This window comes from Myceligenerans halotolerans, from assembly GCF_054782975.1.
Window position 1 is genome coordinate 30,251 of record NZ_BAAGRL010000025.1, and the last position, 24,397, is coordinate 54,647.

The 24,397-nt window shown below is 73.7% G+C and carries 15 protein-coding genes; 9 read left to right on the top strand and 6 right to left on the bottom strand.

Going from position 1 to position 24,397, the window contains the following annotated elements; all coding sequences use genetic code 11:
- Positions 1 to 181: 181 nt before the first annotated feature.
- Together lipB and ACYVK5_RS16780 are read right to left on the bottom strand one after the other, a co-directional pair.
- Positions 182 to 928: a lipoyl(octanoyl) transferase LipB gene (gene lipB, locus ACYVK5_RS16775; RefSeq protein ID WP_460707056.1), complete on the bottom strand. Its 747-nt coding sequence runs from the start codon at positions 926 to 928 to the stop codon at positions 182 to 184.
- Positions 929 to 1,085: 157 nt separating this feature from the next.
- Entirely contained in the window at positions 1,086 to 2,027 is a 942-nt protein-coding gene (locus tag ACYVK5_RS16780) for an AraC family transcriptional regulator (protein ID WP_460707058.1), read from the bottom strand.
- A gap of 237 nt (positions 2,028 to 2,264) precedes the next feature.
- Between ACYVK5_RS16780 and ACYVK5_RS16785 the strand changes: the two genes are divergently transcribed.
- The 6 genes from ACYVK5_RS16785 (at position 2,265) to ACYVK5_RS16810 (ending at position 15,093) form a co-directional block, all read left to right on the top strand.
- Positions 2,265 to 3,719: an aldehyde dehydrogenase family protein gene (locus tag ACYVK5_RS16785; protein WP_460707060.1), complete on the top strand. Its 1,455-nt coding sequence runs from the start codon at positions 2,265 to 2,267 to the stop codon at positions 3,717 to 3,719.
- A 263-nt stretch (positions 3,720 to 3,982) separates the two neighbouring features.
- Positions 3,983 to 7,756: a DUF4132 domain-containing protein gene (locus tag ACYVK5_RS16790; protein WP_460707062.1), complete on the top strand. Its 3,774-nt coding sequence runs from the start codon at positions 3,983 to 3,985 to the stop codon at positions 7,754 to 7,756.
- A gap of 68 nt (positions 7,757 to 7,824) precedes the next feature.
- Positions 7,825 to 8,952 (top strand): ATP-binding protein, encoded by a 1,128-nt coding sequence (locus ACYVK5_RS16795; protein ID WP_460707064.1) that lies wholly within the window; start codon positions 7,825 to 7,827, stop codon positions 8,950 to 8,952.
- Positions 8,949 to 11,936 carry a DUF5682 family protein gene (locus tag ACYVK5_RS16800; RefSeq protein ID WP_460707066.1) on the top strand — a complete coding sequence of 996 codons (2,988 nt, stop codon included), beginning with the start codon at positions 8,949 to 8,951 and terminating at the stop codon, positions 11,934 to 11,936. The genes ACYVK5_RS16795 and ACYVK5_RS16800 overlap by 4 nt, the downstream gene beginning before the upstream one ends.
- Entirely contained in the window at positions 11,933 to 13,147 is a 1,215-nt protein-coding gene (locus ACYVK5_RS16805) for a VWA domain-containing protein (RefSeq protein WP_460707068.1), read from the top strand. The genes ACYVK5_RS16800 and ACYVK5_RS16805 overlap by 4 nt, the downstream gene beginning before the upstream one ends.
- Positions 13,144 to 15,093 carry a hypothetical protein gene (locus tag ACYVK5_RS16810; protein WP_460707070.1) on the top strand — a complete coding sequence of 650 codons (1,950 nt, stop codon included), beginning with the start codon at positions 13,144 to 13,146 and terminating at the stop codon, positions 15,091 to 15,093. Before ACYVK5_RS16805 ends, ACYVK5_RS16810 begins: the two co-directional genes overlap by 4 nt.
- 126 nt (positions 15,094 to 15,219) lie before the next feature.
- On the opposite strand, the gene ACYVK5_RS16815 is transcribed toward ACYVK5_RS16810, so the two are convergent.
- Positions 15,220 to 15,954, bottom strand: a complete 735-nt coding sequence (locus tag ACYVK5_RS16815; protein ID WP_460707072.1) for an HNH endonuclease family protein — start codon at positions 15,952 to 15,954, stop codon at positions 15,220 to 15,222.
- A 194-nt stretch (positions 15,955 to 16,148) separates the two neighbouring features.
- Here ACYVK5_RS16815 and ACYVK5_RS16820 point away from each other — a divergent pair, with 194 nt between their 5' ends.
- Together ACYVK5_RS16820 and ACYVK5_RS16825 are read left to right on the top strand one after the other, a co-directional pair.
- The gene (locus tag ACYVK5_RS16820; protein WP_460707074.1) at positions 16,149 to 17,165 is read left to right on the top strand and encodes a Gfo/Idh/MocA family protein; all 1,017 of its coding nucleotides are present in this window, start codon (positions 16,149 to 16,151) and stop codon (positions 17,163 to 17,165) included.
- 102 nt (positions 17,166 to 17,267) lie between these two features.
- Entirely contained in the window at positions 17,268 to 18,635 is a 1,368-nt protein-coding gene (locus ACYVK5_RS16825; protein ID WP_460707075.1) for a serine/threonine-protein kinase, read from the top strand.
- Between the two features lie 186 nt (positions 18,636 to 18,821).
- Here the strand turns inward: ACYVK5_RS16825 and sucB are convergent, their stop codons facing one another.
- Together sucB and lpdA are read right to left on the bottom strand one after the other, a co-directional pair.
- Positions 18,822 to 20,615 carry a 2-oxoglutarate dehydrogenase, E2 component, dihydrolipoamide succinyltransferase gene (sucB, locus tag ACYVK5_RS16830; RefSeq protein WP_460707076.1) on the bottom strand — a complete coding sequence of 598 codons (1,794 nt, stop codon included), beginning with the start codon at positions 20,613 to 20,615 and terminating at the stop codon, positions 18,822 to 18,824.
- Positions 20,616 to 20,647: 32 nt separating this feature from the next.
- On the bottom strand, positions 20,648 to 22,135 hold the full coding sequence (lpdA, locus tag ACYVK5_RS16835) for a dihydrolipoyl dehydrogenase (protein ID WP_460707214.1): 1,488 nt from the start codon (positions 22,133 to 22,135) through the stop codon (positions 20,648 to 20,650).
- A 287-nt stretch (positions 22,136 to 22,422) separates the two neighbouring features.
- On the opposite strand from lpdA, the gene ACYVK5_RS16840 reads away from it, so the two are divergent.
- Positions 22,423 to 22,779, top strand: coding sequence for an oxidoreductase (locus tag ACYVK5_RS16840; RefSeq protein WP_460707078.1), 357 nt, complete (start codon positions 22,423 to 22,425; stop codon positions 22,777 to 22,779).
- A gap of 110 nt (positions 22,780 to 22,889) precedes the next feature.
- On the opposite strand, the gene ACYVK5_RS16845 is transcribed toward ACYVK5_RS16840, so the two are convergent.
- Positions 22,890 to 24,389: a leucyl aminopeptidase gene (locus tag ACYVK5_RS16845; protein WP_460707080.1), complete on the bottom strand. Its 1,500-nt coding sequence runs from the start codon at positions 24,387 to 24,389 to the stop codon at positions 22,890 to 22,892.
- Positions 24,390 to 24,397 lie beyond the last annotated feature (8 nt).

Genomic DNA, 24,397 nt, shown 5'->3' on the forward strand with positions numbered 1-24,397 from the left:
GCTTGATCACCCGCAGATACCTGACACCTTCGGCACCAGCCCCGGCCGACGCCTGGGCCGCGCCACGGTCGGCAGCTTGTCGTGGAATCGGCAGCTCGAACTGCCGATTCCACGACAAGCTGCCGACCGTGGCGCGACCGTGGCGCCGGTCAGGGCGCGAGCTGCCGAGCGCATCGTCCGTCTATCGGGCGGCAACCGGTTCGGCGGGTGCCGTGTTCCCGGTGGGTGCGGGGGCGCCCGTGGTCTCGGCCCGCCCGGCGGCGAGCAGCGGCGTCAGCCGGCGGACCAGCGCCTCCTTGAGGAGGGGCAGCACCTCGGGGACGGTGACGTCGCGGCCGAGCTCCGCCGAGAGCGACGTCACGTCGGCGTCCTCGATGCCGCACGGCACGATCAGGTCGAACGCGGCCAGGTCCGGGTCGCAGTTCAGCGCGAGGCCGTGCATGGTGATGCCCTTCGCCACCCGCGCGCCGATCGCGCACACCTTGCGCTCGCGGCGGGGCACCGCGCCCTCGGGAAGAGTGGCGGGATCGTCGGCGGCGACCCACACGCCCGAGCGTCCCTCGACGCGGATGGTCTCGACGCCGAGCTGCGCGCACACGTCGATGACGGCGGCCTCGAGCGTGCGGATGTAGCCGACGACGTCGAACGCCTGCGCGAGCTTCACGATCGGGTACGCCACGATCTGGCCGGGTCCGTGCCACGTGATCTTGCCGCCGCGATCGACGTCGATCACCTCGGTGCCGTCCGTGGGGTACTCGGACCTGTTGGTGCGCCGGCCGGCGGTGTACACCGACGCGTGCTCCAGCAGGAAGAGGGTGTCCGGCGCATCGCCGGTGCGGATCTGTGCGTGCGTGCGGCGCTGCTGGTCCCAGCCCTCGTGGTAGTCGACGTGACCGGTGAGGCGCTGGATGTCGATGGGGTTCTCCACCGGTTCAGGCTACGCCGCACTTCACCGAACGCGACTATCTCGTTGGTCACGGCCGGGTCCGACGTCGCGCGGTCGGCTCCATGTCGATGCGGTCGGCCCCCTGAGGCGCCGACCGCATTGACATCCGACCGACCGCTTGGCGTCCGACCGACCACATCTACCCGCGGAACCGCCAGTCGCGCGGCGTCGTGCCGTGCTCGCGGCGGAAGGCGCGGGTGAACGTCTCCGGGGTGTCGAAGCCGGAGGCGTAGGCGATCTCCGTCACCGACCGGGCCGTCGTCGACAGCAGCACCGCCGCCGTGCGCAGCCGCGTCCGGCGCAGGAACGCCGCCGGCGTCGTCCCGCTGGGCTCGAAGACCTGGTAGAGCTTGCGGCGCGAGACGCCGTGGCGGTGGGCGACGTCGTCCAGGCTCAGGTGCCGGTCGGCGGCGTGGCGGCGCAGGTGTTCCTGCGCCGAGTGCCGCAGCCCGCCCGCGGTGTGCGGCGTGACGGGTGCGCTCGTGAACGACGACTGGATCATCACCGCCGCCAGGTCGCGCGTCACCGCGGCGAGCTCGTCCGGCTCGCCGTCGTCGTCGTCGTCGGACGTCCCGCCTCTGCCCGGGCCCGCCACGTACGAGAAGAGGTTCGCCGCGGCCGGCCGCCGGGCACCGCCCGGCAGCGCGATCCGGAGGGATGCCGCGTCGAGCATCCCGGCGGGCAGTCCCAGCGACGCCCGCGACACCTGCACGATGAGCTGCTGCTGGTCCGGCGGGGAGTAGTCGAGGTAGTAGGGCTCGTGCACCGGGTACACCGACACCGACCCGGCCCGCACCGCCACCGCGTGCCCGCCCGAGGACACCACCCCGCGTGAGGAACGCTGCAGCGACAGGTGCAGGTCGTCGCTCGCGGCGCCGCGAGCGAGCCGCTCGGTGTGCTCGGCGCTCGTCCCCGAGGTCGTGACCAGGGAGACGGACAGGCCGGCGCCGAGAGCGGTGTGCTCCATGCGCCCGGCGAAGCTGTCCTCGAACCCGATGCAGGACAGCGGCACGAAGCAGTTGCTGACGATCGACGCCCAGGCGTCGGCGCTGCCTGCTTCGAGAACTCCGGAGTTCCCCATGTGCTCGCTCCTCACGCGCGGCCTTCTGCGACGTGGTGCACCGCGAATGCTAGGCCCCCGGCCGCGCCATGAGCAACGCCCAGCGAACATGCGGGCGCATCGTGCACGGATCGTCGGTTCATCCGCCCCGCCCGCCCCCTACGTTCGCTGCCAGGCACCCCTGGCGGGTGCGCCCGCCGCGGGGGCCGCCCGACCGGTCCCGCGGCGGGGCAGGACCCGACGACGAGAGGCAGGACGATGACGTTCTTCGCGCAGGAACTCTGGGAAGGCAAGGCCTACGTGGGCGGCTGGGTGTCGCTCGACGCCGTCGCCGCGGTCACGGCACCGGCCACCGGCACACGCATAGCGGCCGTGGCCTCCGGAACCGCGGCCGACGTCGACCAGGCCGTCTTCCTCGGCCTGGCCTCCCAGGCCGACTGGGCCGCACGGCCCGCGGAGGAACGCGCCGGGATCATGCGCCGCGCGGCCGCGCTGCTGGACGAGCACGGCCACGTCCTGGCCGACTGGCTCGTCCGCGAAGCCGGATCCGGCCAGGGCAAGGCGGCGTTCGAGACCGGGCTCGTCTCCGCCGAACTCCACCAGGCCGCCGCCACCGCGATGATGCCGTACGGGCAGTTGCTGCAGACCGGACAGCCACGACTCAGCCTGGCCCGGCGCCGCCCCGTGGGCGTGGTCGGCGTGATCTCGCCGTTCAACTTCCCCGCGATCCTCGCAGCCCGCTCGGTGTTCCCGGCGCTCGCGGTCGGCAACGCCGTCGTGCTCAAGCCGGACCCGCGCACGTCCGTGGCGGGCGGGCTCTTCCTCGCGGCGCTGCTGGAGGAGGCGGGCCTGCCCGCCGGGTTGTTCTCCGTGGTGCCGGGTGGCGCGCAGGCGGGAGCGGCCGTCGTCGAGCACCCCGGGGTGCCGGTGATCTCGTTCACGGGATCGACGGCGGCCGGGCGCACCATCGGCGCGCGGGCCGGCGCCCTGCTCAAGCGCGCCCACCTGGAGCTGGGCGGGAACAACGCGCTGATCGTGCTGCCCGACGTCGACCCGGTCGCCGCCGCGTCCGCCGGTGCCTGGGGTTCGTTCCTGCACCAGGGGCAGATATGCATGACGACCGGCCGCCACCTCGTGCACGCGGAGATCTACGACCGGTACGTCGCCGCGCTGGCCGACAAGGCGCGGATCATCCCCGTGGGGGACCCGGCCACGGGCGTGCCGCTCGGGCCGATCATCGACGCCGCACAGTGCGGCAAGGTTCACGCGCTCGTCCTGGCCGCGGTCGAGGCGGGCGCCACGATCGAGACGGGCGGCAAGCACGAGGGGCTGTTCTACGAGCCCACGGTGCTGTCCGGCGTGACGGCGGACAACCCGGTGTTCACCGAGGAGATCTTCGGGCCGGTCGCGCCCGTCGTCCGGTTCGAGACGCTCGACGAGGCGATCGAACTCGTCTCGGCCTCCGAGTACGGCCTGTCGGCGGGCGTGCTCACCCGCGACCCGTTCGCCGGCTACGAGCTCGCCGACCGCATCCCCAGCGGGATCGTGCACGTCAACGACCAGACGGTCGACGACGAGGCGCAGGCACCGTTCGGCGGGGTCGGCGCCTCCGGCACGGGCGCCCGCTTCGGCGGACACGAGGCCAACATCGAGGCCTTCACCGAGACCCAGTGGGTCACCGTCCGGTCGCAGGTCGCGACGTATCCGTTCTGACGGTCCGTCCGACGACGGTGCCGGGGCACCCCGCGTCGAGGCACCCCGCGACCGCCGTCGGACGGGGACACCTGACCTGACCGGGCCGATCACCTCGCCCGCCCCTTGAGCCACGACACCCGGGTACGGCGGTCGGCATCCCCGTGTCAGTGACCCCCGCTACGTTGTGCGTCATCCCGGCACGGCGCTGGGTCTCCCTGGGAGACGTGCGCCCTGAGCTGTGGAGACAACTTTCACGACGGTGACGAGGGGACAGGGTTCAGATGTTTCAGGCTGTGCGGGAGAAGGTCCGGCGCAAGGACGAAGCGGGCGTCGTGTCGGTCGCGTTGCAGGTGCTGCTGATCGAGGGCGAGTTGTTGTACGAGCGTGCGGTCCGCTACGTGCTGGAGGGGGCGTCGCCCGGACTCGTCCTGGAGCTGCAGGACCGGGACACGAGGGACCTCGACGCCGCGCTGAGCAGCCCCGGACGTCTCAGCTGGGCGTGGATGACGGACGCCGTCGAGGGACGCGTCAAGAGCGCGACGTCGGGCCTCACGATCGAGAAAGCTGCTCGGGCGCGCGGCAGGGTCTACACGCACGGCGGGGTCACACCCGAGCAGCTGTCACGGATGGGCCGTCTACTCGCTGCGATCACGATCGACACCGAGGTGTACGCCGAGGTCCCGGACTGGTTCGGCGTGCTCGCGCAGGACGTCGTGCTCACGCAGGTGGGCGGCCAGGAGAGGAACGGGGCGGTCTGGACGCCGGAGCAGATGGAGGCCGTCGCGCGAGCGGGCGGTCTGGCCGACGGGGCCACCGCGGCGGTCGTCCAGATCCTCCTGGCGCGGCCGCGCCGGCCCTACTACTCGGCCCGAGGCGATCTGGCCCGCCTCCTCCAGTCGCCGGAGGCCGCCCGGTATCTCGCCGCCAGGACGGAGGCCGTCGAAGCAGGGGTGCGGCGGCTCACGGTCCCGGGGAAGGAGGCGTTCTGCGACTTCATGGCGGCGCGTCAGGTTCCGGAGCCGCTACGCGCCGTGCTCGCGGCGCTGTGCGCCGACACCGCCAAGGGTGTGCGGCGGGCAGCCGACGACGTCATCGTCACGCTGTCCGACGCCGAGCAGGTGCGCCTCCTCGCTCCACTGCTGGAGTCAGCACCCATGAGCGCGATCGAGGACGTCGTGACGAGGATTGTCGGCGCCGAGGGCGGAGTGGCCGCGATCGAAGGGGTGCTGGAAGCCGCCGGCGCACTGGGATCGAACACGAGAACGCGCAGGCAGCCGGGCCGAGCACGGGATGCGCGGATCGGGGTGCTGACCAAGGCGGTGGAGCGCACGCGGACGCTGGACTCCGCCGCGGAGCCGGAGATCCGGATCCCGCCCTTCGAGCCACTGCCCGAGATCGAGTTCGGGCAGGAGACCGTCACGGCCGTCGTGGCCTACCGGGACGAGCAACTGGTAGCGGCGCGCGAGAACCTGCGGCTGGTACTGAAGGAGCACAAGGCTGCTGCCGGGTCGAAGGGCCAGACCGACTGGCACATCCAGGGGGCCGAGCAAGGTGTCGCGACGCTGGAGCAGTTCACGACCGGCCGCCTGACGCGGCTGGTCGACATCATGTCCGGCCGGAAGTCGGCGTCGTCGTCCCCGCGGGACGGGAACGGCTTCGTGGCCACCGCATCGTGGCTCATCGACAACCTGAGCACCGTGATCCCCGAGGCGTCGCCACTGCATGTCGCGCGCGCCACCCATGTCCTGCCCAATGCAGGCAGCCAGATATGGTGGTCGATGCGGGGCCGCCTCGACCAGGTCCCGGACCTGCGCATGCTGCACGATGCCCTCGTCCGAGCCGGATACCCGGACCCGGACGAGGCGATCATCGACCTGGTGTTCCACCGCTGGTGGGATAGTGAGGCGCTCCCCGCCGAGCGCATGTGGCCGTACTTCGCGGAGCACGTCGACGTGCTGGAGCATCACCTGACCCCACGGGACGGCTACGACGCGCACCGGGCACCGGCCGTGGTGCTGGACATCCTCGATCACTTCCCGGTGGTGCCCGCCGCGCTGCTGCCCCGGCTCACCGCGTTCGCGATGAGCTCCGGCAAGATGCACCGGCTGGAGGCCCAGAGGGTCCTCGCCCGGCACCCGCGCGTGCGCGCGCTCGCCGAGCAGGGGCTGACGGACGGCAAGTCGGCGGTGCGAGCGTCGGCCGCTGGATGGCTGGCGAACCTCGGCGACAAGGAGGCACTGCCGGCCTTGCGCGCGGCGCTGGGCAGCGAACGCCGCGAGGACGTGCGGGCGGCGCTCCTCACGGCACTGGAGGCGCTGGGCGACGACATCGCCGAGCACCTGTCGCCGGCGAAGCTGGCCGCCGAGGCCGCCAGGGGGCTGAAAAAGAAGGCACCCGTCAGCATGGCGTGGTTCCCGCTCGACGCGCTCCCGGACCTGCGCTGGACGGACGGCACCGCGGTGCCGCGCGAGATCGTGCGCTGGTGGGTCGTGCTCGCGGTGCGGCTCAAGGAGCCGAGCGGGGAGGGACTGCCGGCCCGCTACGTCTCGCTGCTCGACGAGTCGTCGCGCGCGGCGCTGGGTTCGTACGTGCTGCGCGCCTGGATCGCCCAGGACACCCGGGGTCCGTCCGCCGCCGAGTCCCGCGAGCACGCCGAGCAGGCGGCCCAGCAGCAGCACATGTGGGCGCAGCAGTGGCTGTCCCGGGACCCGGGCTCCTCCTGGGCGCAGGAGAACGCCGCCGTTCCGCTCGAGGAGCACTACCGTCGCGCCTTCAAGGCGCACCAGGCCAGCTACCTGGGCTCCGCCACCAAGGACAAGGGCCTCCTGGCGCTCACCATCGGGATGCCGGGCAGCCAGCTGGCCGAGGCGGCGCAGCACTACTTCAAGGCCCACCCGCAGCGCCGCTCCCAGGCCGACTCGCTCGTGCGGGCGCTGGCGGCCAACGGCGACCGCCCGGCCGTGCAGCTCCTGCTCGCGGTGTCCCGCCAGTTCAAGCTCCGCACGGTGCGCGAGCTGGCGCAGGAGCTCGCCGGGCAGCTCGCCGAGGCGCGCGGCTGGAGCGCGGACCAGCTCGCCGATCGCACGGTGCAGACCGCCGGGTTCGACGCCGACGGCGTGCTCCGCCTGTCCTTCGGCGAGCGCGAGTACACCGGCCGCATCACCGATGCCTTCACGATCGAGCTGCGCAATGACAAGGGCAAGGTCGTCAGGACACCGCCCAGCACCCCGCAGGGCGCCGACGACGACACCCGCGCCGCCTACAAGGAGGCCCGCGCGCAGCTCACGGCCGGCAAGAAGGAGCTCAAGGCCGTCGTGGAGCTGCAGACCCGGAGGCTGCGCGATGCGATGATCCAGGGCCGTACCTGGAGCGCAGCCGAGTGGCGCGAGTTCATCGCGGAGCACCCGGTGATGTCACGCCTGGCCGCGCGCGTGGTGTGGCTCGCCGACCCGGGCACGCCGGAACAGCGGGCGTTCCGGCCCGACGACGGCGCATTCGTCGCCGTCGACGACGAGGACGTGACGCTCGGGAGCGGCGGCACTGTCGGCATCGCGCACACGGTGACCCTCGCCGGTGGGAACGGCGGCGCCGACACCCCCGAGGCCTGGCGCGAGCACCTGGCCGACTACGAGGTGGAGCCCCTGTTCGAGCAGTTCAGGACGGCGATGCCCGACCTGTCCGACGGCGCGCTGCGCGTGACAGACCGCCGCGGCTGGCTCACCGACTCGTACACGGTGCGGGGCAAGCTGCTCGCCCAGGGATACAAGAACGGTGACGTGCAGGACGCCGGCTGGTTCTACGAGTACACGAAGGAGTACCCGTCGATGGGGCTGGTCGCCGAGATCGAGTTCACCGGCGCGTTCATGGGGAACGAGAACATCCCGGCGGCGATCAAGGACCTGCTCTTCCGCAAGCTCGGGACGTGGGGAGACCGCGGCGTCGTGCCGCTCGCCGAGGTCCCGCCCGTGGTGCTGGCGGAGACCTACGCCGACTACCTCGACGTGGCGTCGGCCGGGACGTACGACCCGGACTGGGAGCGGAAGTCGGAGTACTGACCCGCGCGCGCCGGCCGCGTGAACCCGCGGCCCCGGAATCCACCTGTACCTGAGAGGAAAGACCGAGGATGACGACCGAGACGACCGACACCCGCACGGATGCGGCGAGCGAGCAGCGTCCGCCCGCCGAGGTGCGCTACGCGGACGAGCTGGCGGCGCTCGCCGCCTGGGACGCGGAGCGCGGCGCGGAGCTGCCGCCCGGCTGGCGGCTGAGTCCCCGTGCGGTGCGCGCCTTCGTGGTGGGGGACCAGCAGCTCGGGGTGAGCCGCAAATTCTACGGCGACGACCCGCTGGTCGACCGTGCCGTCGTCGCGCTCATGGGGCGGCAGGGGCTGATGCTCGTGGGCGAGCCGGGCACGGCGAAGTCGATGCTGTCGGAGCTGCTGTCGGCGGCGGTGAGCGGGACGTCCACGCTGACCGTCCAGGGCACGGCGGCCACCACCGAGGACCACGTGCGGTACTCGTGGAACTACGCGCTGCTCGTGTCCGAGGGCCCGACCGAGCGATCCCTCGTGCCGTCGCCCGTGATGACGGGGATGCGCGCCGGATCGCTCGTGCGCTTCGAGGAGATCACGCGCTGCGCGCCGGAGATCCAGGACACGCTGGTCTCGGTCCTGTCCGAGAAGCAGCTCATGGTCCCGGAGCTCGGGCCGGACGCGCGGGAGGCCGCCCGGCCCGGGTTCAACGTCGTCGCGACGGCGAACCTCAAGGACCGGGGCGTGCACGAGATGTCGGCGGCGCTCAAGCGCCGCTTCTCGTTCGAGACGGTGGCGCCGGTCCGGGACCGCGGCTTCGAGATCGAGCTCGTCGAGCGGCAGCTCGCGGCCGAGCTCGGCGCCCCCGGCGACCGGCCCGCCGTGCCCCGGGACGTGCTGGAGGTCCTGGTCACGGTGTTCCAGGAGCTGCGGTCCGGGACCACGCGGGACGGCGCCCCGGTCAAGCGGCCCGAGACGGTCATGTCGACGGCCGAGGCCGTGAACGTGGCGGTGGCGGCGTCCCTGGAGGCCCGCTACCTCGGAGACGGGCGCGTCACCGCGGCGGAGGTCGCACGCCAGGTGGCGGGCGTCGCACTGAAGGGCGACGAGGAGGACGCGCGCCGGCTGCGGCACTACGTCGACAACGTCGTGCGCGAGCGCGCCCGCAAGGACAAGGGGTGGAAGGCGTTCTTCGACGCGGCCGAGGTGCTGTGGCGGTGAGCACCGATACCCATCCGACGCACGGCCTGCGCGAGGTGTGGGAGCTCGCCCCCGACCGGCTGCGCCGCGCCGCCACCGCGATCGAGGGGCTGCGCGAGCACGGCGTGTACCTCGCCCCGGTGCGGCACCACTCGCCCGCCTGTGCGGTAGCGGTGCGCCGGGCCGTCGAGGAGCTGCGGCCCGCGGTCGTGCTGATCGAGGGGCCGGAGGAGTACACCCGCCTCCTGCCGGAACTCCTGCACGAGGAGACCCGGCCACCGGTCGCGCTGCTCAGCCTGCCCGACGGCCACGACACCTCCGGCGGCGCCTCGTTCTACCCGCTCGCGTCGTTCTCCCCGGAGTGGGCCGCGCTGCGCGCGGCATGTGAGATCGGTGCGGAGACCCGATTCTGCGACCGTCCCGCCGCGGAACGCGACCGGCCCGAAGCACCCGTGAGTGCCGCCCGCCCGTCGGATCCCGCCACCCCCGCGCAAGCCGCCGGGCCGGACGAGGAGCTGGCTCCTGGTACCGCGCCCGGCGAGGGGGATCCGGCGGGTGCGGCCGGGCCGAATGACGCACAGGACCCGGCAGCCGCCGTCGGGCCGGACGATGCGCGGAACCCGGCGACCGCCGTCGGACCGGCGACTCCCACGGAGCAGGATCCGTTCGCGCGGACCCTCATGTCGGAGCGGTACCTCGCCCACTCGACGTCGGTCGCCGCGCTCGCCCGGCGGCTTGGCTGCCGGGACCACGACGAGCTGTGGGACCACCTGTTCGAGGCGCGGCCGCCCGTCGCCCTCACGGACTGGCGCACCACGTTCGACGACGTCTTCGCCTGGGCCGCGCTGTCCCGCCTCGACTACGAGGACGAGGTGCTCGCCGCCGACGGCTCGCTGGACCGGGAAGCCCGCATGTCAGGCCGCACGGCGGAGGCCGCGGGCCTTCCAGGGGGAACCGCCCCCGCCGTCGGCCCGGCACCCGACGGCCCCGTCCTCGTCGTCACCGGCGCGTTTCACACACTCGCCATCGCCGAGGCGCTCGCCGGACTGCCCGAGGGCGCACCGGTGCGCGAGCGCTGGCCCGACGGCGGATACGGCCCGCAGGCGACGGGCGACGCCTGGCTGATCCGCTACGACCACGAGCGGCTCGACGGACTGCGCGGCTACGGCGCCGGCATGCCCTCCCCGGGCTTCTACGAGCGACTCCACGCCGCCCACCAGCACGTCGCCCACCAGCACGTCGCCCACCAGCACGACGGCTCGCGCGACGAGGAGCGGGCCGGCGCCGCGAGGAACGTGCCCGGCATCGCGACCCAGGTGCTGGTGGACGTCGCGCGGGCCGCGGCCGAGCGCGGGCACCAGGTCTCCACGCCCCAGGTCGCCGCGGCCGCCGTCGCCGCCGCGCGGCTCGCCGACCTGCGGATGCGGCCGTTTCCCGGCCGGACAGACGTCCTGGACGCGATCACCTCCTGCTTCGTGACCGACGACGGCGGGATCGGTCCGGAACGCCCCCTCGGCCTCGCCGTCGCCGAGGTCTTCGGAGGCCGCGAGGTCGGGAGCGTCCCGCCCGGCGCGGCCGTCCCGCCGCTCGTGCGGGACGCCCGGGAGCGGGTGCGCGCCGTCGGGCTCGACATCGAGACGACCGTCCCGCGCACCGCCCGCCTCGACGCCCGGCGCACGCCCGCACACCGCGCGCGCCGCCAGGTGTTCGCGCTGCTGGACCTGCTCGACTGCGGGTTCGGCCGGCAGATGTCGGGCCCGGACCACGTCGCCGGGCGGGGACTCGGGCTGATCGGCGAGGAGTGGGAGTACTGCTGGACACCGGTCGTCGAGGCGCGGCTGGTGGAGCTGTCGCACCTCGGTGCGACCGTCGACGCCGCCGCCGTGACGCTGCTGCGGCAGGCGGAGGAGCGGCTGCGGGCGGACGGCGCGCCGGCCGCCGCCGACGGGGTGGCCACGCTCGTGGCGCGCGCGGCGGTGGTCGGCCTGACCGAGCACCTGCCGCGGCTCGTCGGCCTGCTCGCACGCACCCTCGACACGGACCGGGACCTGGGGTCGGTCGTGGCGGGCGCGCGGCGGCTGCTCGGGTTGTGGCGCTCGCGGGTGGAGCTGGACCTCGTCCCGCGGCCCGCCGATCCCGGCGACGCCGCGCGAGGAGGGGACGCCGGCGAGGGCCGCAGCGCGGCCGACGAGCTGCTGGCGCTGGTCGCGCAGGCGCTCGCCACGGCGGCGTACCTCGTGCCCGACGCCGGCCGCGCCGGCCCGGACGACGAGGAGGCCGCCGTCGCCTCCGTCCTCGAACTGCGCGCGCTGGTGCGGGACACACGCCGGGCCTGGGCCGAGGCCGACGCGGACCGTGCGGACTCCGGGGTCCGCCAGGTCGCGGCCGTTTCCGGTGACGGAGACGGTCCGCCGGAACCCGTCGCTGGGGCGTCACCCGGCACACGCGTCTCCGTCCGGAACGGCACGCTCGGTGCCGCCGCCGGAGAGGAACCGGCGTCGGCCGTGGCGCGCGAGCTCGCGCGGCTGCGCGACGACGAGGATGCCGCGCCCGCCGTGCGCGGCGCGCTGCTGGCGGTCGGTTCGGTGGACGGCGACGTGCCCGACGACGTGCTGGTGGCCCGCGTGCGCGGTGCGCTCCGGCCGGGCGCGGACCCCGCGCTCGCCGTGCGGTTCCTCGGCGGTGTCCTGCGTGCCGCGCCCGACCTGCTGCTGCACACGCCGGAGCTGTTCGACGCGGTCGACGGGGCGATCCGCGACCTCACGCCGGACGCCTTCCTGGCGGTCCTGCCCGACCTGCGTCGCGGCTTCACCTGGCTGCGCCCCACCGAGACCCATCGGCTGGCCGAGCGCGTCGCGGAGCGCACGGGCTCGCGCGCGGCCGACGTCGACGTGCGGGTGCGCATCGACGAGAACGACCTGGCGGCGGGCCTCGCGGTCGAACGCGAGCTCGCCGCCCTGCTGGCCCGCGACGGGCTGGCGCACTGGAGCGGAGGACACTCATGACCGGGACGGACCAGGGCGCGGGCCGTAGCGAGCCGGACTCGGGAACCGCGGCACCGCCGTCGGACACGGTCTCCGATCGGGAGGCGGCGCGGCGCTGGCGGCTCGTGCTCGGCCGGTACGCCGCCGAACGCCTCGACGTGCCGGCCGGCGACCAGGGGCTGGAGAACACGCTCGGCTACCTCTACGACCGCGAGTACACGGCCCGCGGACACGCGGCCGGAAGGCGCGGTACCGGCGGTGGCGCGGGGACGCTCGACGGCTCGGCGCCGCACGGTGTCGACTTCTCGGCGCTCGGCTGGCTCGGCGAGGCGCGCTCGCTGTTCCCGCGCGAGACCTTCGAGCGCATGCAGGTCGAGGCCGTGGGGCGCTACGGGCTGACCGAGCTGCTCGGCGACCGCGAGACGGTCGAGGCGATGGAACCGTCGCGCGAGCTCGCCACCGCACTGCTGCAGGTGCGGGGCAAGCTCGACCCCTCCGTGGCCGACGGCGTGCGGCGGGTGATCGAGCGCGTGGTGGAGGACGTGGTGCGACGCCTGCGGCCGCGGTTCCTCACGGCGGTGGGCGGTCGCGTGGACCGGTCGCGGCGCTCGATGCACCGGGTGGCGCGCAACTTCGACTGGAGGCGGACGCTGCGCGCGAACCTGGGGCGGGTCGACGGCGACGGCCGGATGCTGGTGCAGGACGTGCGGTTCAACGCGCGGCAGAAGCGGGCGCTCACTTGGGACGTCGTCGTGCTGGTGGACCAGTCCGGGTCGATGGCGTCCTCGCTGCTGTACTCGGCGGTGTGCGCGGGGATCCTGTCGGGGCTGCCCGGGATCGATGTACGGCTGGTGCTGTTCGACACGAGCGTGGTCGACATGTCGCACCTCGCGCACGACCCGGTGTCCGTGCTGCTCACGGCGCAACTGGGGGGCGGCACCGACATCGCGCGCGCCGTGCGGTTCGCGGAGGGGCAGCTGCGTGACCCGTCCCGGACGGTGGTGGCGCTGGTCAGCGACTTCTACGAGGGCGGCTCCCTCTCCGAGCTGCTGGCCGCCGTGCGGCGGCTGCGGTCGTCGGGCGCGACGCTGCTCGGGCTGGCCGCGCTCGACGAGTCCGCCGAGCCCGTCTACGACCAGGGCACGGCCCGGCACCTCGCCGAGGCAGGCATGGAGATCGCGGCGCTGACGCCGGAAAGATTCGCCGAGTGGCTGGGGGAGGTCCTGACATGACGTACCTGGAAGCGTATGCCGCACTGACGGACGAGGAGCTCACCGGCCTCGCGAGCACCGGACTGCTGCGCCGCGCGCGGAAGCTGTCCGACGACGTCGCCGAGGCGGGCTCGGACGCCAAGGGCGCGGACCTGTCGATCGGCGGGCACGCGGTCCGCGTCGACGGGCGCGGTCCCGGCGCCGCGACCTGCGAGTGCCCGACCGGCGGCGTCTGCGTGCACGTGGTCGTGGCCTGGCGCTGGGCCCGGGACCGGGCCGCCGAACTCGGCGTGCGGCCGCCCGCCCCGGCGTGGTCCGGGGACGCGGCGCCGGGCACCGGGTGCGGTGCCGAACCGGCCCCGGAGAGCTCCGGCCCGGCGAAGCCGGGGCGCCGTACCACGGCAGGACGGTCCGCTGCCGCGACGAGGCGGGCCTCCGCGAGGGAGTCCGCGGAGGCGAAGCGGCGGGCCGTGGCGGTCGCCGAGGTGCGGGACGCCGTCGTCCACCTGCTCGACGGCGGGCTGGCGCACCTGCGCGACGACGTGCCGGAGTCGCTCCGCGAGCTCGCGGGACGCGCCCGCGTCGCCGGGTTCGAGCCCGTGCACGGGCTGCGTCTCGACGCGCTGCTGCGCACGGCCGCCGGGCAGGCCGCCGACCTGGCCGCCCATGCCGACGGCACCGACGAGTCCGACGTCCTGTCGACGCTCACGGAGATCTGGGCGCTGTGCGAGGCCCACGAGCACGCTGGCCCGGGCGGACAGCCCGGACCAGAAAAGGGGCCCGAGGGACCCGCTCCGGCGCGGGGCCGGAAGAAGGCCGCCGGGAACCGCTCCGGGCGGGAGGAGGACGAGATCGACGTCGCACGGCTGGTGCCGCTCGGGGTCCGGTGGTGGACCGCGCCGAGCGGGTCCCGCGGGCTGGTGTTCGCGGCGTGGGATCCCGGCGAGGGCCGCGTCCGGACGGCGGTGACGGGACGGCCCGCCGGGTCGGACCCGTCGTTCCGGCGGGACTGGGAGGCGTCCCTGCTGTGGGGCGCGTCGCCCGCGCGGCTCAGCGACGGGCCGTTCGCCCTGTCGGCCGTTCGCGCCCGCCCCGACGGCACGCTCGGAGCCGGCGGCAGCCCGAGGCTCGAGCCGCAAGGTGCCTTCGACCTGGACGAGCTGCGCGACGCCGCCGAGCGCACCGGCGCGACGAGCCCCGCCCGGGACACCGTCGGATTCGGGCGGCGCCCGTCACACCTGCGCCTGCTGTTCGTGCGCGACACGGGCGACGTCGGCGTCGACGAGGTCCGCCAGGACCTGACGTGGACCGTCACCGACTCCACCGGGCAGGAACACCTGCTGCGCGTCCCCGTCGAGGACCGGCGCACCGCCGACGTGATCCTGCACGTCCTGGCGGGTCGGTGGACGGTGATCGGGGTGACGGTCGAGCGGCACGCGGACCGGACCGAGCCCGTCGGGATCTTCCTGCGCGGGGCCGACGGCGTCGTCCGGCTGGTCAGCCCGTCCCTCACGGACCAGTACCGGATCGGCCGTGAGTCGCGCTGGAGCCGGCACCAGTGGGAGACGTGGCGCAAGCGGCTGTCGCGGGTGGCCGGTCTGCGCTCGCGGGCGCGAGCGGTGACCGAGGCCGCAGAGCCCGATCCTCCGGCGGTCCGTGCGTGCGGCCTCGCCTGGGACGTCCTCGTCGCCGTGGCCGCCACGGGCCGCTACCGGCTCACGCCGCGTCAGCGCTCCGACCTCGACCTCGCCCGGACGCTGGCGCGTGACCTGGGGCTGAGCACCCTCGAACGCGCGGTCACGGACCTCGCGCCCGACGACGGCGGCCTGCGCAGCGCCGTCGCCGCCCTGCGCAGCGCCGTCGCCCCCGACGCCGGCCTGTCGGCGCTCACCCCGGAGGCGGTGGCCCGCACGGCCTTCCTGGTCCGCCGCACCCGCGAGATCGCCACCGCGACGCGGCCAACGTGACGGCGCGCCGCTCAGAGCCCGCGTGGTCGGCTGAATGTCGGATGATCGGTCTCCCGAGCGACCGACCATCCGACAAGCGACCGACGACCCGACAAGCGACCGATCATCCGACATTCGCCCATCCGGTCAGAGGCCGCCGGTCGGGAGCGGTTCCGACGGGCACGACGTCAGCACGTCCGCCATGGCGTCGTGCTCGTCCGGGGTGACCCACAGCTCGTACTTGACCTTGACCGCGACCTGCGCGGCGACGTACTCGCACCGGTAGGAGCCGTTGTCGGGAAGCCACTCGGCGGTGTCGTCCGCGCCCTTGCCCATGTTGGCGGGGCCGTCGGACGCCACGAGGTTCAGCGGGTCGTTCGCGATCTGCTCGCGCTGCTCCTTGTCCCACGCGTACGCGCCCGTCATCCAGGCGTTCTTCAGCGCGACGATGTGGTCGATCTGCACGTCAGCGGAGTTCGGGCCACGCTCGAAGTCGATCTCCTCGCCCGTGTACGGGTCGTCCAGCGTGCCGGACGCGATCTCGCACGACTCACCCTCGCTGTACTCCAGATCCTCCAGGTCACGGGCGAGGATGTCGTTGCGGGTGTCGCACGAGTTCCCGTCGACGTCCTTCCACGCGCTGCCGAACGCGTCACGGTCGTACCCGTCCTCGTCCTCCCACTCGGCGATCTCCAGGCTGTCCAGCGCCTCCAGGGCGGACCCCTCGGCGCCCTCGGCGGGCGTCGCGCCGTCGCCGAGCGACTTGAAGAGGAAGTTGCCCGCGAGCACGAGTGCCGCGATCACGACCAGCGTCACCTGGAGGGTCTTGCGCTTGCTCAGGCGCTCGAGCAGCGACTTCTTCGAATCGGATGCGGCGGCCACGTTGCTCCAATACCGTGTTAGTGCGTGTTAGCGCGATATAAAGTCCTACTACGTATATATACCAGCCGAACACCAACGCGAGGATCACCGCCCCGCCTGGCGTCCGCCGTCGCCGGCCGTGGAACGGCAGGACAACTTTCGCCGCAGGCCGGACAGCCCGCGCACCGGCCGGGCCGCTCAGGCACGATGGGCGTATGGCACTACGGCTCGCAATCGTCGGATACGGCGGAGCAGGACGACAGATCCACGCGAAACTCGCACGCGAGGCAGGGCTGACGGTGACCGCCGTCCTCACCCGTGATCCAGGACGGCGCGTGCAGGCCGCGGGCGACTGGCCCGGCGCCAAGCTGCACGACGACCTCGCGAGCATGCTCGACGACCGCGGCGCGTACGACGCGGTCGTCATCGCGAGCCCGACCGCCATGCACGCCGAGCACGCCGCCGCCGTCGCAGGCGCCGGCGTCCCGTTCGTGCTGGACAAGCCGATCGGCATCGACGCGGACGAGGCACGCCGCGTCGTCGACGCCGCCACCTCCGCCGGCACCCCCTTCACCGTGTTCCACAACCGGCGCTGGGACCCCGAGCAGCTCACCATCCAGGCCCTCATCCGGCGCGGCGATCTCGGCGACGTGCACACCTTCGAACGCCGGTGGGAGCGCTGGCGGCCCGTGCCGCGGCAGCGGTGGAAGGAACGCGACCCCAAGGGCGGGGGACTCCTGCTCGACCTCGGGCCGCACCTGGTGGACTCCGCCACACAGCTGTTCGGCCGCGTCGAGGCCGTGTACGCGGAGATGCGCGCCCTGACCACACCCGTCGAGGACGACGTGTTCCTCGTGCTGCACCACGCCGACCACGTCGTCTCACGCCTGTGGGCGGGATCCCTCGTCGGGGCGCCCGGACCGCGCACACGGGTGCTCGGCACCGGCGGCGCGTTCGTGGTCACCACGTTCGAGCAGGACGCGTCACCGTTCGAGGTCCTCGACGACGGCGCCCCCGAAGGCACCATCGGCTGGCTCACCCACGGCCGGGAACGCACGCCCGTACCCGCCGCGGCCGGCGGCCACGCCGACTTCTACCGCGCCGTCGACGCCTGGCTGACCGGCGACGACGACGCCGTCGCCCCCGTCGACCCCGCCGACGCCGTGCGCACCGCCGAGGTGCTCGACGCCGCACGCGTCGCCGCCCGGGAGGGGCGCATCGTCGACGTGTGACCGCCGGGACATCGGCACCGCGATCTTTTACCACCCCGGCGCGGGTCGCGCATATCAGTGGACAGCGGGCGAGCGTCACGCAGCGGGCGTAGGTATGAATACGTGCATCTCATCGACGCCACGGAACTCGTTCCTGTCACGGTACCGGCCGCAGGACTAGCCCGGGACCTGCTGGTCCGGCGGCTCGACACGCTGGCGGACATCGATCACCCGAGCCTCGTACGGCTGGTGACCATCTCGCCGTCGGGCGGCGACCGCATCGACGTGCGACTCGACCGGCCCGACGCCGCGGACCTCCCCACGGTCCTCGCCTCCCGGGGACCCTTCACGGCCGCCGAGGCGTCGGGCATGGTGGTCACCATCGCGCAGGCGCTCGCGGCGCTGCACAGCGAGGGGCTCGTGCACGGACCCGTGGAGCCCACCGACGTGCTGTTCACGCCCGAGGGGATGGCCCTGCTCCGGCCGCGTCTCGCCCTGCCCGCCGCGGCCACGGGCGAGGAGCCGGTCGCGGACGTCCCGTCGCTGGCCCGGCTCGCGCAGTCGGTGCTGCGGACCGGGCTCGTGGACCCGGACGGCAGGCCCGCGCCCCTCAGCGGAGCGGACCTGGCCCTGCGGGCCGAGCTCGCCGGGGCGTGCGCCGCCGACCCCCGGGAGCGCCCCGAGGCCGGCACGTTCGCCGCCCGCGTGTACGACGTCGTACCCCCGGTGCGAGTGCACATGCCACCGCCGGACGAACTCGTCGAGGCGGCGCGCACCGGGCCCATCTCGATCATCGGACCGGCGGCCGGAGGACGGGTGGTCCGCCGCGACGACGTCACCAGACCGCACTCGGGGACGACGCCGCGCACGGGCCGGAATCGCCTGCGCGGGCGCCGCGGCGCCGTGCTCGCGGTGGCGGTGGCGGGGATCGCGTTCGGCGTCGGGGCGGGGGCACTGGTCTCGGTGCCGGGCCTGCTCCCGGGCGGCGGGGCCGCCTCCGCGTCGGACACCTCCGCGGACGAGAAGGAGAGCGTCAAGAAGCCCCGGAGCGCCGAGGAGCTGGGCGCCGACCTCGCGGCGATCTCCGACCGGGGCAACCCGGCGAAGGCCGCGGTCGAGCTCACGCGCCTGCGGATGCTGCTGCTGACCGGCATGCCGGTCGAGGTGTCCGACATCGACCAGGCGGGGTCACCCGCGCACGCCGCCGACATCGCCCTGCTGAACCGCATCTTCTTCTGGAGCAAGCAGGTCTCGGGAGCCGAGGTCTACGTCACCGCGGCGGAGGTCGTCGGGAGCGAGGACAGCGGCGGGGGTCACCTGGCGAAGGGCGACCCGCTGGACTCCGTCGTCGTCCGTGTCGAGTACCGGATCAGCGCGCACATTCAGGTCGGCGACGCGGGCCCGGTCCAGGTCCCGGAGTCCGAGCCCCGCTCGGCCATGCTCCAGATGACCTGGACGGACGAGGGCTGGCGGGTCTCCCGGGTCTCCTGACAGGTCACGCTGACCGGCCTGTTGCCGGGTGGTCGGCCCGACGTCGGACGGTCGGCCCCCCCGGGCGACCGGCCACACGACATCGGAGCGACCACCCCCCCGCTCGCGCCGCCTTCGGGGACGGCGAAGGGGCCGGACAGCCGCGGTTGGCTGTCCGGCCCCTTCAGGGTGAGGGAGTCGGTTCCGTCAGAGACCCAGCTCCGACTCGAACGCGCCCTCCTCGATGCGGTTCTTGACCGCCGTCAGGAAGCGGGCCGCGTCGGCGCCGTCGACCAGGCGGTGGTCGTACGAGAGGAAGATGTACGACATCTGGCGCACGGCGATCGCGTCGTTGCCGTCCGCGTCCGTGACGACGACGGGCTTCTTCGTGATCGTGCCGGTGCCGAGGATCGCGGCGTGGCCTCCCGGCACGATCGGCGTGTCGATCAGCGACCCGCCCGAGCCCGTGTTCGTGATGTTGAACGTGCCGCCCGACAGCTCGTCCGGCGTGACCTTGTTCTCCCGGGTGCGCGCGCCCAGGTCCTGGATCTGGCGGGCGATGCCGGCCAGGTTCAGGTCGCCCGCGTTCTTGATCACCGGGACCACCAGGCCGCGGTCGGTGTCCACCGCGATGCCGACGTTCTCGGCCGGGTGGTAGGTGATCGTGCCGGCCTCGGTGTCGATGGTGGCGTTGACCTTCGGGTACGCCTTCAGCGCCTCGACCGCGGCGAGCGTGAAGAACGGCAGGAACGTCAGCTTGGCGCCCTCACGCGCGAGGAACGCCTCCTTCGCGCGGGCCCGCAGGCGCGCCACCCGCGTGACGTCCACCTCCATGACCGTCGTGAGCTGCGCCTGGGTCTGTACCGCCTCGAGCATCCGCTGGGCGACGACCTTGCGCAGCCGCGACATCTTCTCGGTGGTACCGCGCAGCGGCGACACCTCGAGCACGGTCGACGGAGCCGCCGGGGACGACGGCGCTGCCGCGGCGGGCGCACCGGCCGCGGACCTCGCCTCGGCCGCCGCGAGGACGTCCTCCTTGCGGATACGGCCGCCGACGCCGGTGCCGGTGATCGTCGCGACGTCCACACCCTTCTCGGCCGCGAGCTTGCGCACGAGCGGCGTCAGGTAGGAGCCGGTCGACCGCGTGGCGGGCGACGTCGCGGGGGCGGCAGGCTTGGCGGGGGCAGGAGCCGCGGCGGCCGGAGCCGGTGCAGCGGGTGCCGGGGCGGGGGCCGCAGCTGCGGGCTCGGGCGCCGGAGCAGGCTCGGGCGCGGGAGCCGGAGCGGGCTCAGGTGCCGGCTCGGGCGCGGGCGCCTCGGCGGCGGGAGCCTCCGCGGGCGCGGCCGGAGCGGCGGCGCCGCTGCCGACGATCGCCAGGGTGGCGCCGACCTCGACGGTGTCGTCCTCCTCCGCCAGGATCTGCTGGACCGTCCCGGCGACCGGGGACGGGATCTCGGTGTCGACCTTGTCGGTGGAGACCTCGAGCAGCGGCTCGTCGACGGCAACCTCGTCACCGACCTCCTTGAGCCAGCGGGTGACGGTGCCCTCGGTGACCGACTCGCCCAGCGCCGGGAGCTTCACCTCGGTGCCCTCGCCGGCCGGAGCGGCGGCAGGCGCCGCCGGAGCCTCGGCGGACGCCTCGGCCGCCGGTGCCTCTGCCGCGGGTGCCTCGGTGGACTCCGCCGGTGCCGGAGCGGCCTCCGCCGGAGCCTCCGCCGCCTGCTCGGCCTCCGCGGGCGCGGCGGGAGCCGCCCCGGCGCCGGACCCGTCGCCGATCACGGCCAGGGTGGCGCCGACCTCGACGGTCTCGTCCTCCTCCACGAGGATCTGCTCCAGGGTTCCCGCGACGGGCGAGGGAATCTCGGTGTCGACCTTGTCGGTCGACACCTCGAGCAGAGGCTCGTCGACGGCGACGGTGTCGCCGACGCTCTTGAGCCAGCGGGTGACAGTGCCCTCGGTGACGGACTCGCCGAGGGCCGGCAGCTGCACGTTCTCAGACATGACCGGTGTGGTCTCCTTCGTCGTTAACTGGGTCAGTTGTGGGCGTGCAGAGGCTTGCCGGCCAGAGCCAAGTGTGCCTCTCCGAGTGCCTCGTTCTGGGTGGGATGTGCGTGGACGAGAGAGGCGACGTCCTCGGGGAACGCCTCCCAGCCCACGATGAGCTGGCCTTCCCCGATCAGTTCGCCCACGCGCGAGCCGATCAGGTGCATGCCGACGACAGGGCCGTCCTTGCGGCGCACCAGCTTCGCGAAGCCGGTGGTGCCCAGGATGCGGCTCTTGCCGTTGCCGGCCAGGTTGTACTCGAGGATCTCGACGGCGTCGGCGCCGTACAGCTCCTCGGCGCGAGCCTGCGTCACGCCGACCGACGCGACCTCCGGCTCGCAGTAGGTGATCCGGGGGATCGTGGCCTCGTCCACGGGCATCGGCTCTCCCAGGCCCGTGGCGGACGCGGTGCCGCCCGGCGACACACCGCTCGCCGCCGCGATCGACTCGGCGACGAAGATGCCCTGCGCGAACCCGCGGTGCGCGAGTTGCAGCCCGGGCACGATGTCGCCCACCGCCCAGACGTGGCCGCCGTCGGGCGTCGTCACGCCGGTGCGCAGGCGCTCGTCGGTGACCACGAAGCCCCGCTGGAGTCGCACGCCGGCCGCCTCGAACCCGAGGTCCGCGGTGCGCGGTCCGCGCCCGACGGCGACGAGCAGCAGGTCGGCGTCGAGAGTCGTGCCGGACTCGAGGGTCACCTGCACGCCGTCGTCGGACCGCTTGACCTCCGCGAAGCGGTCGCCGAGCGTGAACCCGATGCCGCGCTTGCGGAACGCCCGCTCGAGCGCCGTGGACAGGGCGACGTCCTCGGACGGGACGAGATGGTCGAGAGCCTCGACGATCTGCACCTCGGCGCCGAAGGACCGCCACACGCTGGCGAACTCGACGCCGATCACGCCGCCGCCGAGCACCACGACCGAACTCGGCACGTGGTCGAGGGACAGGGCCTGGTCGGAGGTGATGACGCGGCCGCCGATCTCCAGGCCGGGCAGCGTGTGCGCGTACGAGCCGGTGGCGAGCACGACGTGCCGCCCGGCGTACCGGACGCCGTCGACATCGACCGCCCCCGGCGCCACGAGCGTCCCGTGCCCGGACACGAAGGTGACCTCGCGCGAGGCGATCAGGCCCTGCAGCCCCTTGTAGAGGCCCGCCACGACGGAGTCCTTGTAGACGTGGACATCGGCGATGTCGATTCCGTCCCACGACGTCCGGACTCCGAAACGGTGTCCCTCGCGGGCGACGTCGGCCACCTCCGCGGCGTGCAGGAAGGCCTTGGTCGGGATGCACCCGTTGTGCAGGCACGTGCCCCCGAGCTTGCTCTCCTCGATCAGGGCGACGCTCAGTCCGAGCTGTGCCGCGCGCAGCGCGGTGGAGTACCCACCGCTGCCGCCGCCGAGCACGACGAGGTCGAAGATGCCGGGGTTGCCGGCGGTCGTTGCCGTGGATGGCACTGCGTTGCTCCTCGCTCCAGCGGTCATCGCGTGCGCGGGTGCCTTGTGGGCGCCGGACGCACCGCCTGACATCTTGTCACCTTGAACGCTACCCCCCAATTTGTGGGGTCGATTCGTGGTGTGACGCTGGAGACATTCCCGGCACGTCCGGAGGCCACGCGGGTCGGTCGCGGGTAGGTCGGGCGGCCTCTCGCGACCGTCCAGGTCCCTTCCGGACGGTCGCGGGTCCCCTCGTGCGGCCTCCCGCGCTCGTTCAGGTGGGACCTGGACTTTTCTCAGGTAACTCCCCAGGCGGGACCGGTAGTCTTCCCCGCATGTCCAGATCCCCACGCTTCTCGCTCGCGAGCCTGTTTCGTCGCCGCACCCGTGGCGGTCCGGACGCGGGCGGTGCGCCGTCCGGCGGCGACGCCCGCCGACAGACCATGAGACACCTGCGCGACTTCATCGACTCCCGGCAGGGCGTCGAGGCCTACGTGGAACCGCCCACCGCCCAGATCCCCGCGACGATCCTGCTCGTGGCCACGACGGGGGAGTGGACCCGGCGCCGCGTCCCCGACGAGAAGACCGCCTTCGACCTGGCCGGCGAGCTCGGCGTCCCGGTCTACAACGTGCGCTTCATCGGCTACCCCCAGCGCATGCGCGACTGGACGTCGGCGCAGCGCCGCAAGTAGAACGCCCGCGCCGGCGGCCGGAGCCGCCTGCGTGGTCGGGGGTTCGGCGTGTGGTCGGTCAATCACTTGAACGACCACACGCCGAACCCCCGACCAGCTGTCCCCGGCCCCTACCTAGCGGCCCGGCCTTCCAGGAAGGTCAGCAGGGTCCGCACGCCCACGCCCGTACCACCGGGCGCCGTGTAGCCGTGCGCGCCCTTCTCGTTGAACGACGGCCCGGCGATGTCCAGGTGCGCCCACGGCGTGTCGCCCACGAACGTGCGCAGGAACAGCCCGGCGTTGAGCATCCCGCCCCAGCGCGGGCCGGAGTTCGCGACGTCGGCGACCTTGGACTTGATGTTGGGGCGCAGCTCCTCCGGCAGCGGCATCGGCCAGAACAGCTCGCCCGCCGCGTCGGCGGCGGCCTTGACCTCGTCACGCACCGACTCGGTGCCCATCACGCCGGCCGTGTACGGGCCGAGCGCGACCATCTGGGCGCCCGTCAGGGTCGCGATGTCGACGATGACGTCGTGCCCGTCCTCGACCGCCGAGGCGAGCCCGTCGGCCATGACGACCCGGCCCTCGGCGTCCGTGTTGAGCACCTCGACGGTCTTGCCGCCGTAGATCGTGATGACGTCCGACGGCCGCTGCGCCGTGCCGCTCGGCATGTTCTCCGCGAGGCAGAGGTAGGCGGTCACGGCGACCGGCAGGCCCAGCTGCGCGACGGCGACCATCGTCCCGAGCACCGCCGCCGCGCCCGCCATGTCCGACTTCATCGTCTCCATGCTGGCCGACGGCTTGAGCGAGATGCCGCCGGTGTCGAACGTGATGCCCTTGCCCACGAGGGCGATCTTCTCCGCGCTCTTCGCCTTGGCGGGCGCGTAGGCGATCTTCACCAGGCGCGGCCCGCGCGCGGAGCCCTGCCCCACCGCGGTCAGGCCGCCGTACCCGCCCGCGCTGAGCTGCTTGTCGTCCAGGACGGTGACCTTGAGGCCCTTCACGTCCTTGGCGGCGGCCTTCGCGGCGTCGGCGAACGTGGCCGGGTACAGCTCGTTCGGCGCGGCGTTGACCAGGTCGCGCGCGGCGTGCACGGCGTCGGCCACGACCGCGGCGCGCTCGACCGCGAGCTTCGCCTTCGCCCCGCGCGCCAGGGTGGTGAGGACCTCGACGGAGCCGACCGGTTCCTGGGACCCGTCGTCGCCGTTCGACCGGTACCTGTCGAAGCGGTAGGCGCCCAGCAGCGCGCCCTCGACGACGGCGGCCAGCTCGGCGTCGTCCGTCGCCGGGAGCGACATGGCGGCCGAGGCGACACCCGACAGCTCGCGCGTGGCGGCGCCCGCGGCACGGCGCAGGATCTCGGGGTCGAAGGTGCCGTCGTCGGTGCGCTCGCCGAGGCCTGTCAGCACGAGCACGTCGGCCTTGAGCCGCGGCCCGGCCGGGACCTTGCGGACCTCGTCGCGCGCGCCGGTGATGCCGAGCTGCGGGGCGATGGCCTCGATCTCGGTCACGAGTTCCGCCGGGAGGTGGTCGGCGACGATCGCGACGCCGTCGGACGTCTTGGCCGTGGCGACGACGAGGGCGTCCGCACGCACGGCGATCGGATTCTTGCTGGAGAGGGAGAGGTCGGTCACCCCGCGAT

Coding starts and splice junctions, on each gene's coding strand:
- ACYVK5_RS16820 (WP_460707074.1), top strand. CDS start 16,149: ATGGCACTACGGCTCGCAATCGTCGGATACGGCGGAGCAGGACGACAG.
- ACYVK5_RS16805 (WP_460707068.1), top strand. CDS start 11,933: ATGACCGGGACGGACCAGGGCGCGGGCCGTAGCGAGCCGGACTCGGGA.
- sucB (WP_460707076.1), bottom strand. CDS start 20,615: ATGTCTGAGAACGTGCAGCTGCCGGCCCTCGGCGAGTCCGTCACCGAG.
- ACYVK5_RS16840 (WP_460707078.1), top strand. CDS start 22,423: ATGTCCAGATCCCCACGCTTCTCGCTCGCGAGCCTGTTTCGTCGCCGC.
- ACYVK5_RS16810 (WP_460707070.1), top strand. CDS start 13,144: ATGACGTACCTGGAAGCGTATGCCGCACTGACGGACGAGGAGCTCACC.
- ACYVK5_RS16790 (WP_460707062.1), top strand. CDS start 3,983: ATGTTTCAGGCTGTGCGGGAGAAGGTCCGGCGCAAGGACGAAGCGGGC.
- ACYVK5_RS16795 (WP_460707064.1), top strand. CDS start 7,825: ATGACGACCGAGACGACCGACACCCGCACGGATGCGGCGAGCGAGCAG.
- lpdA (WP_460707214.1), bottom strand. CDS start 22,135: ATGACCGCTGGAGCGAGGAGCAACGCAGTGCCATCCACGGCAACGACC.
- ACYVK5_RS16785 (WP_460707060.1), top strand. CDS start 2,265: ATGACGTTCTTCGCGCAGGAACTCTGGGAAGGCAAGGCCTACGTGGGC.
- ACYVK5_RS16780 (WP_460707058.1), bottom strand. CDS start 2,027: ATGGGGAACTCCGGAGTTCTCGAAGCAGGCAGCGCCGACGCCTGGGCG.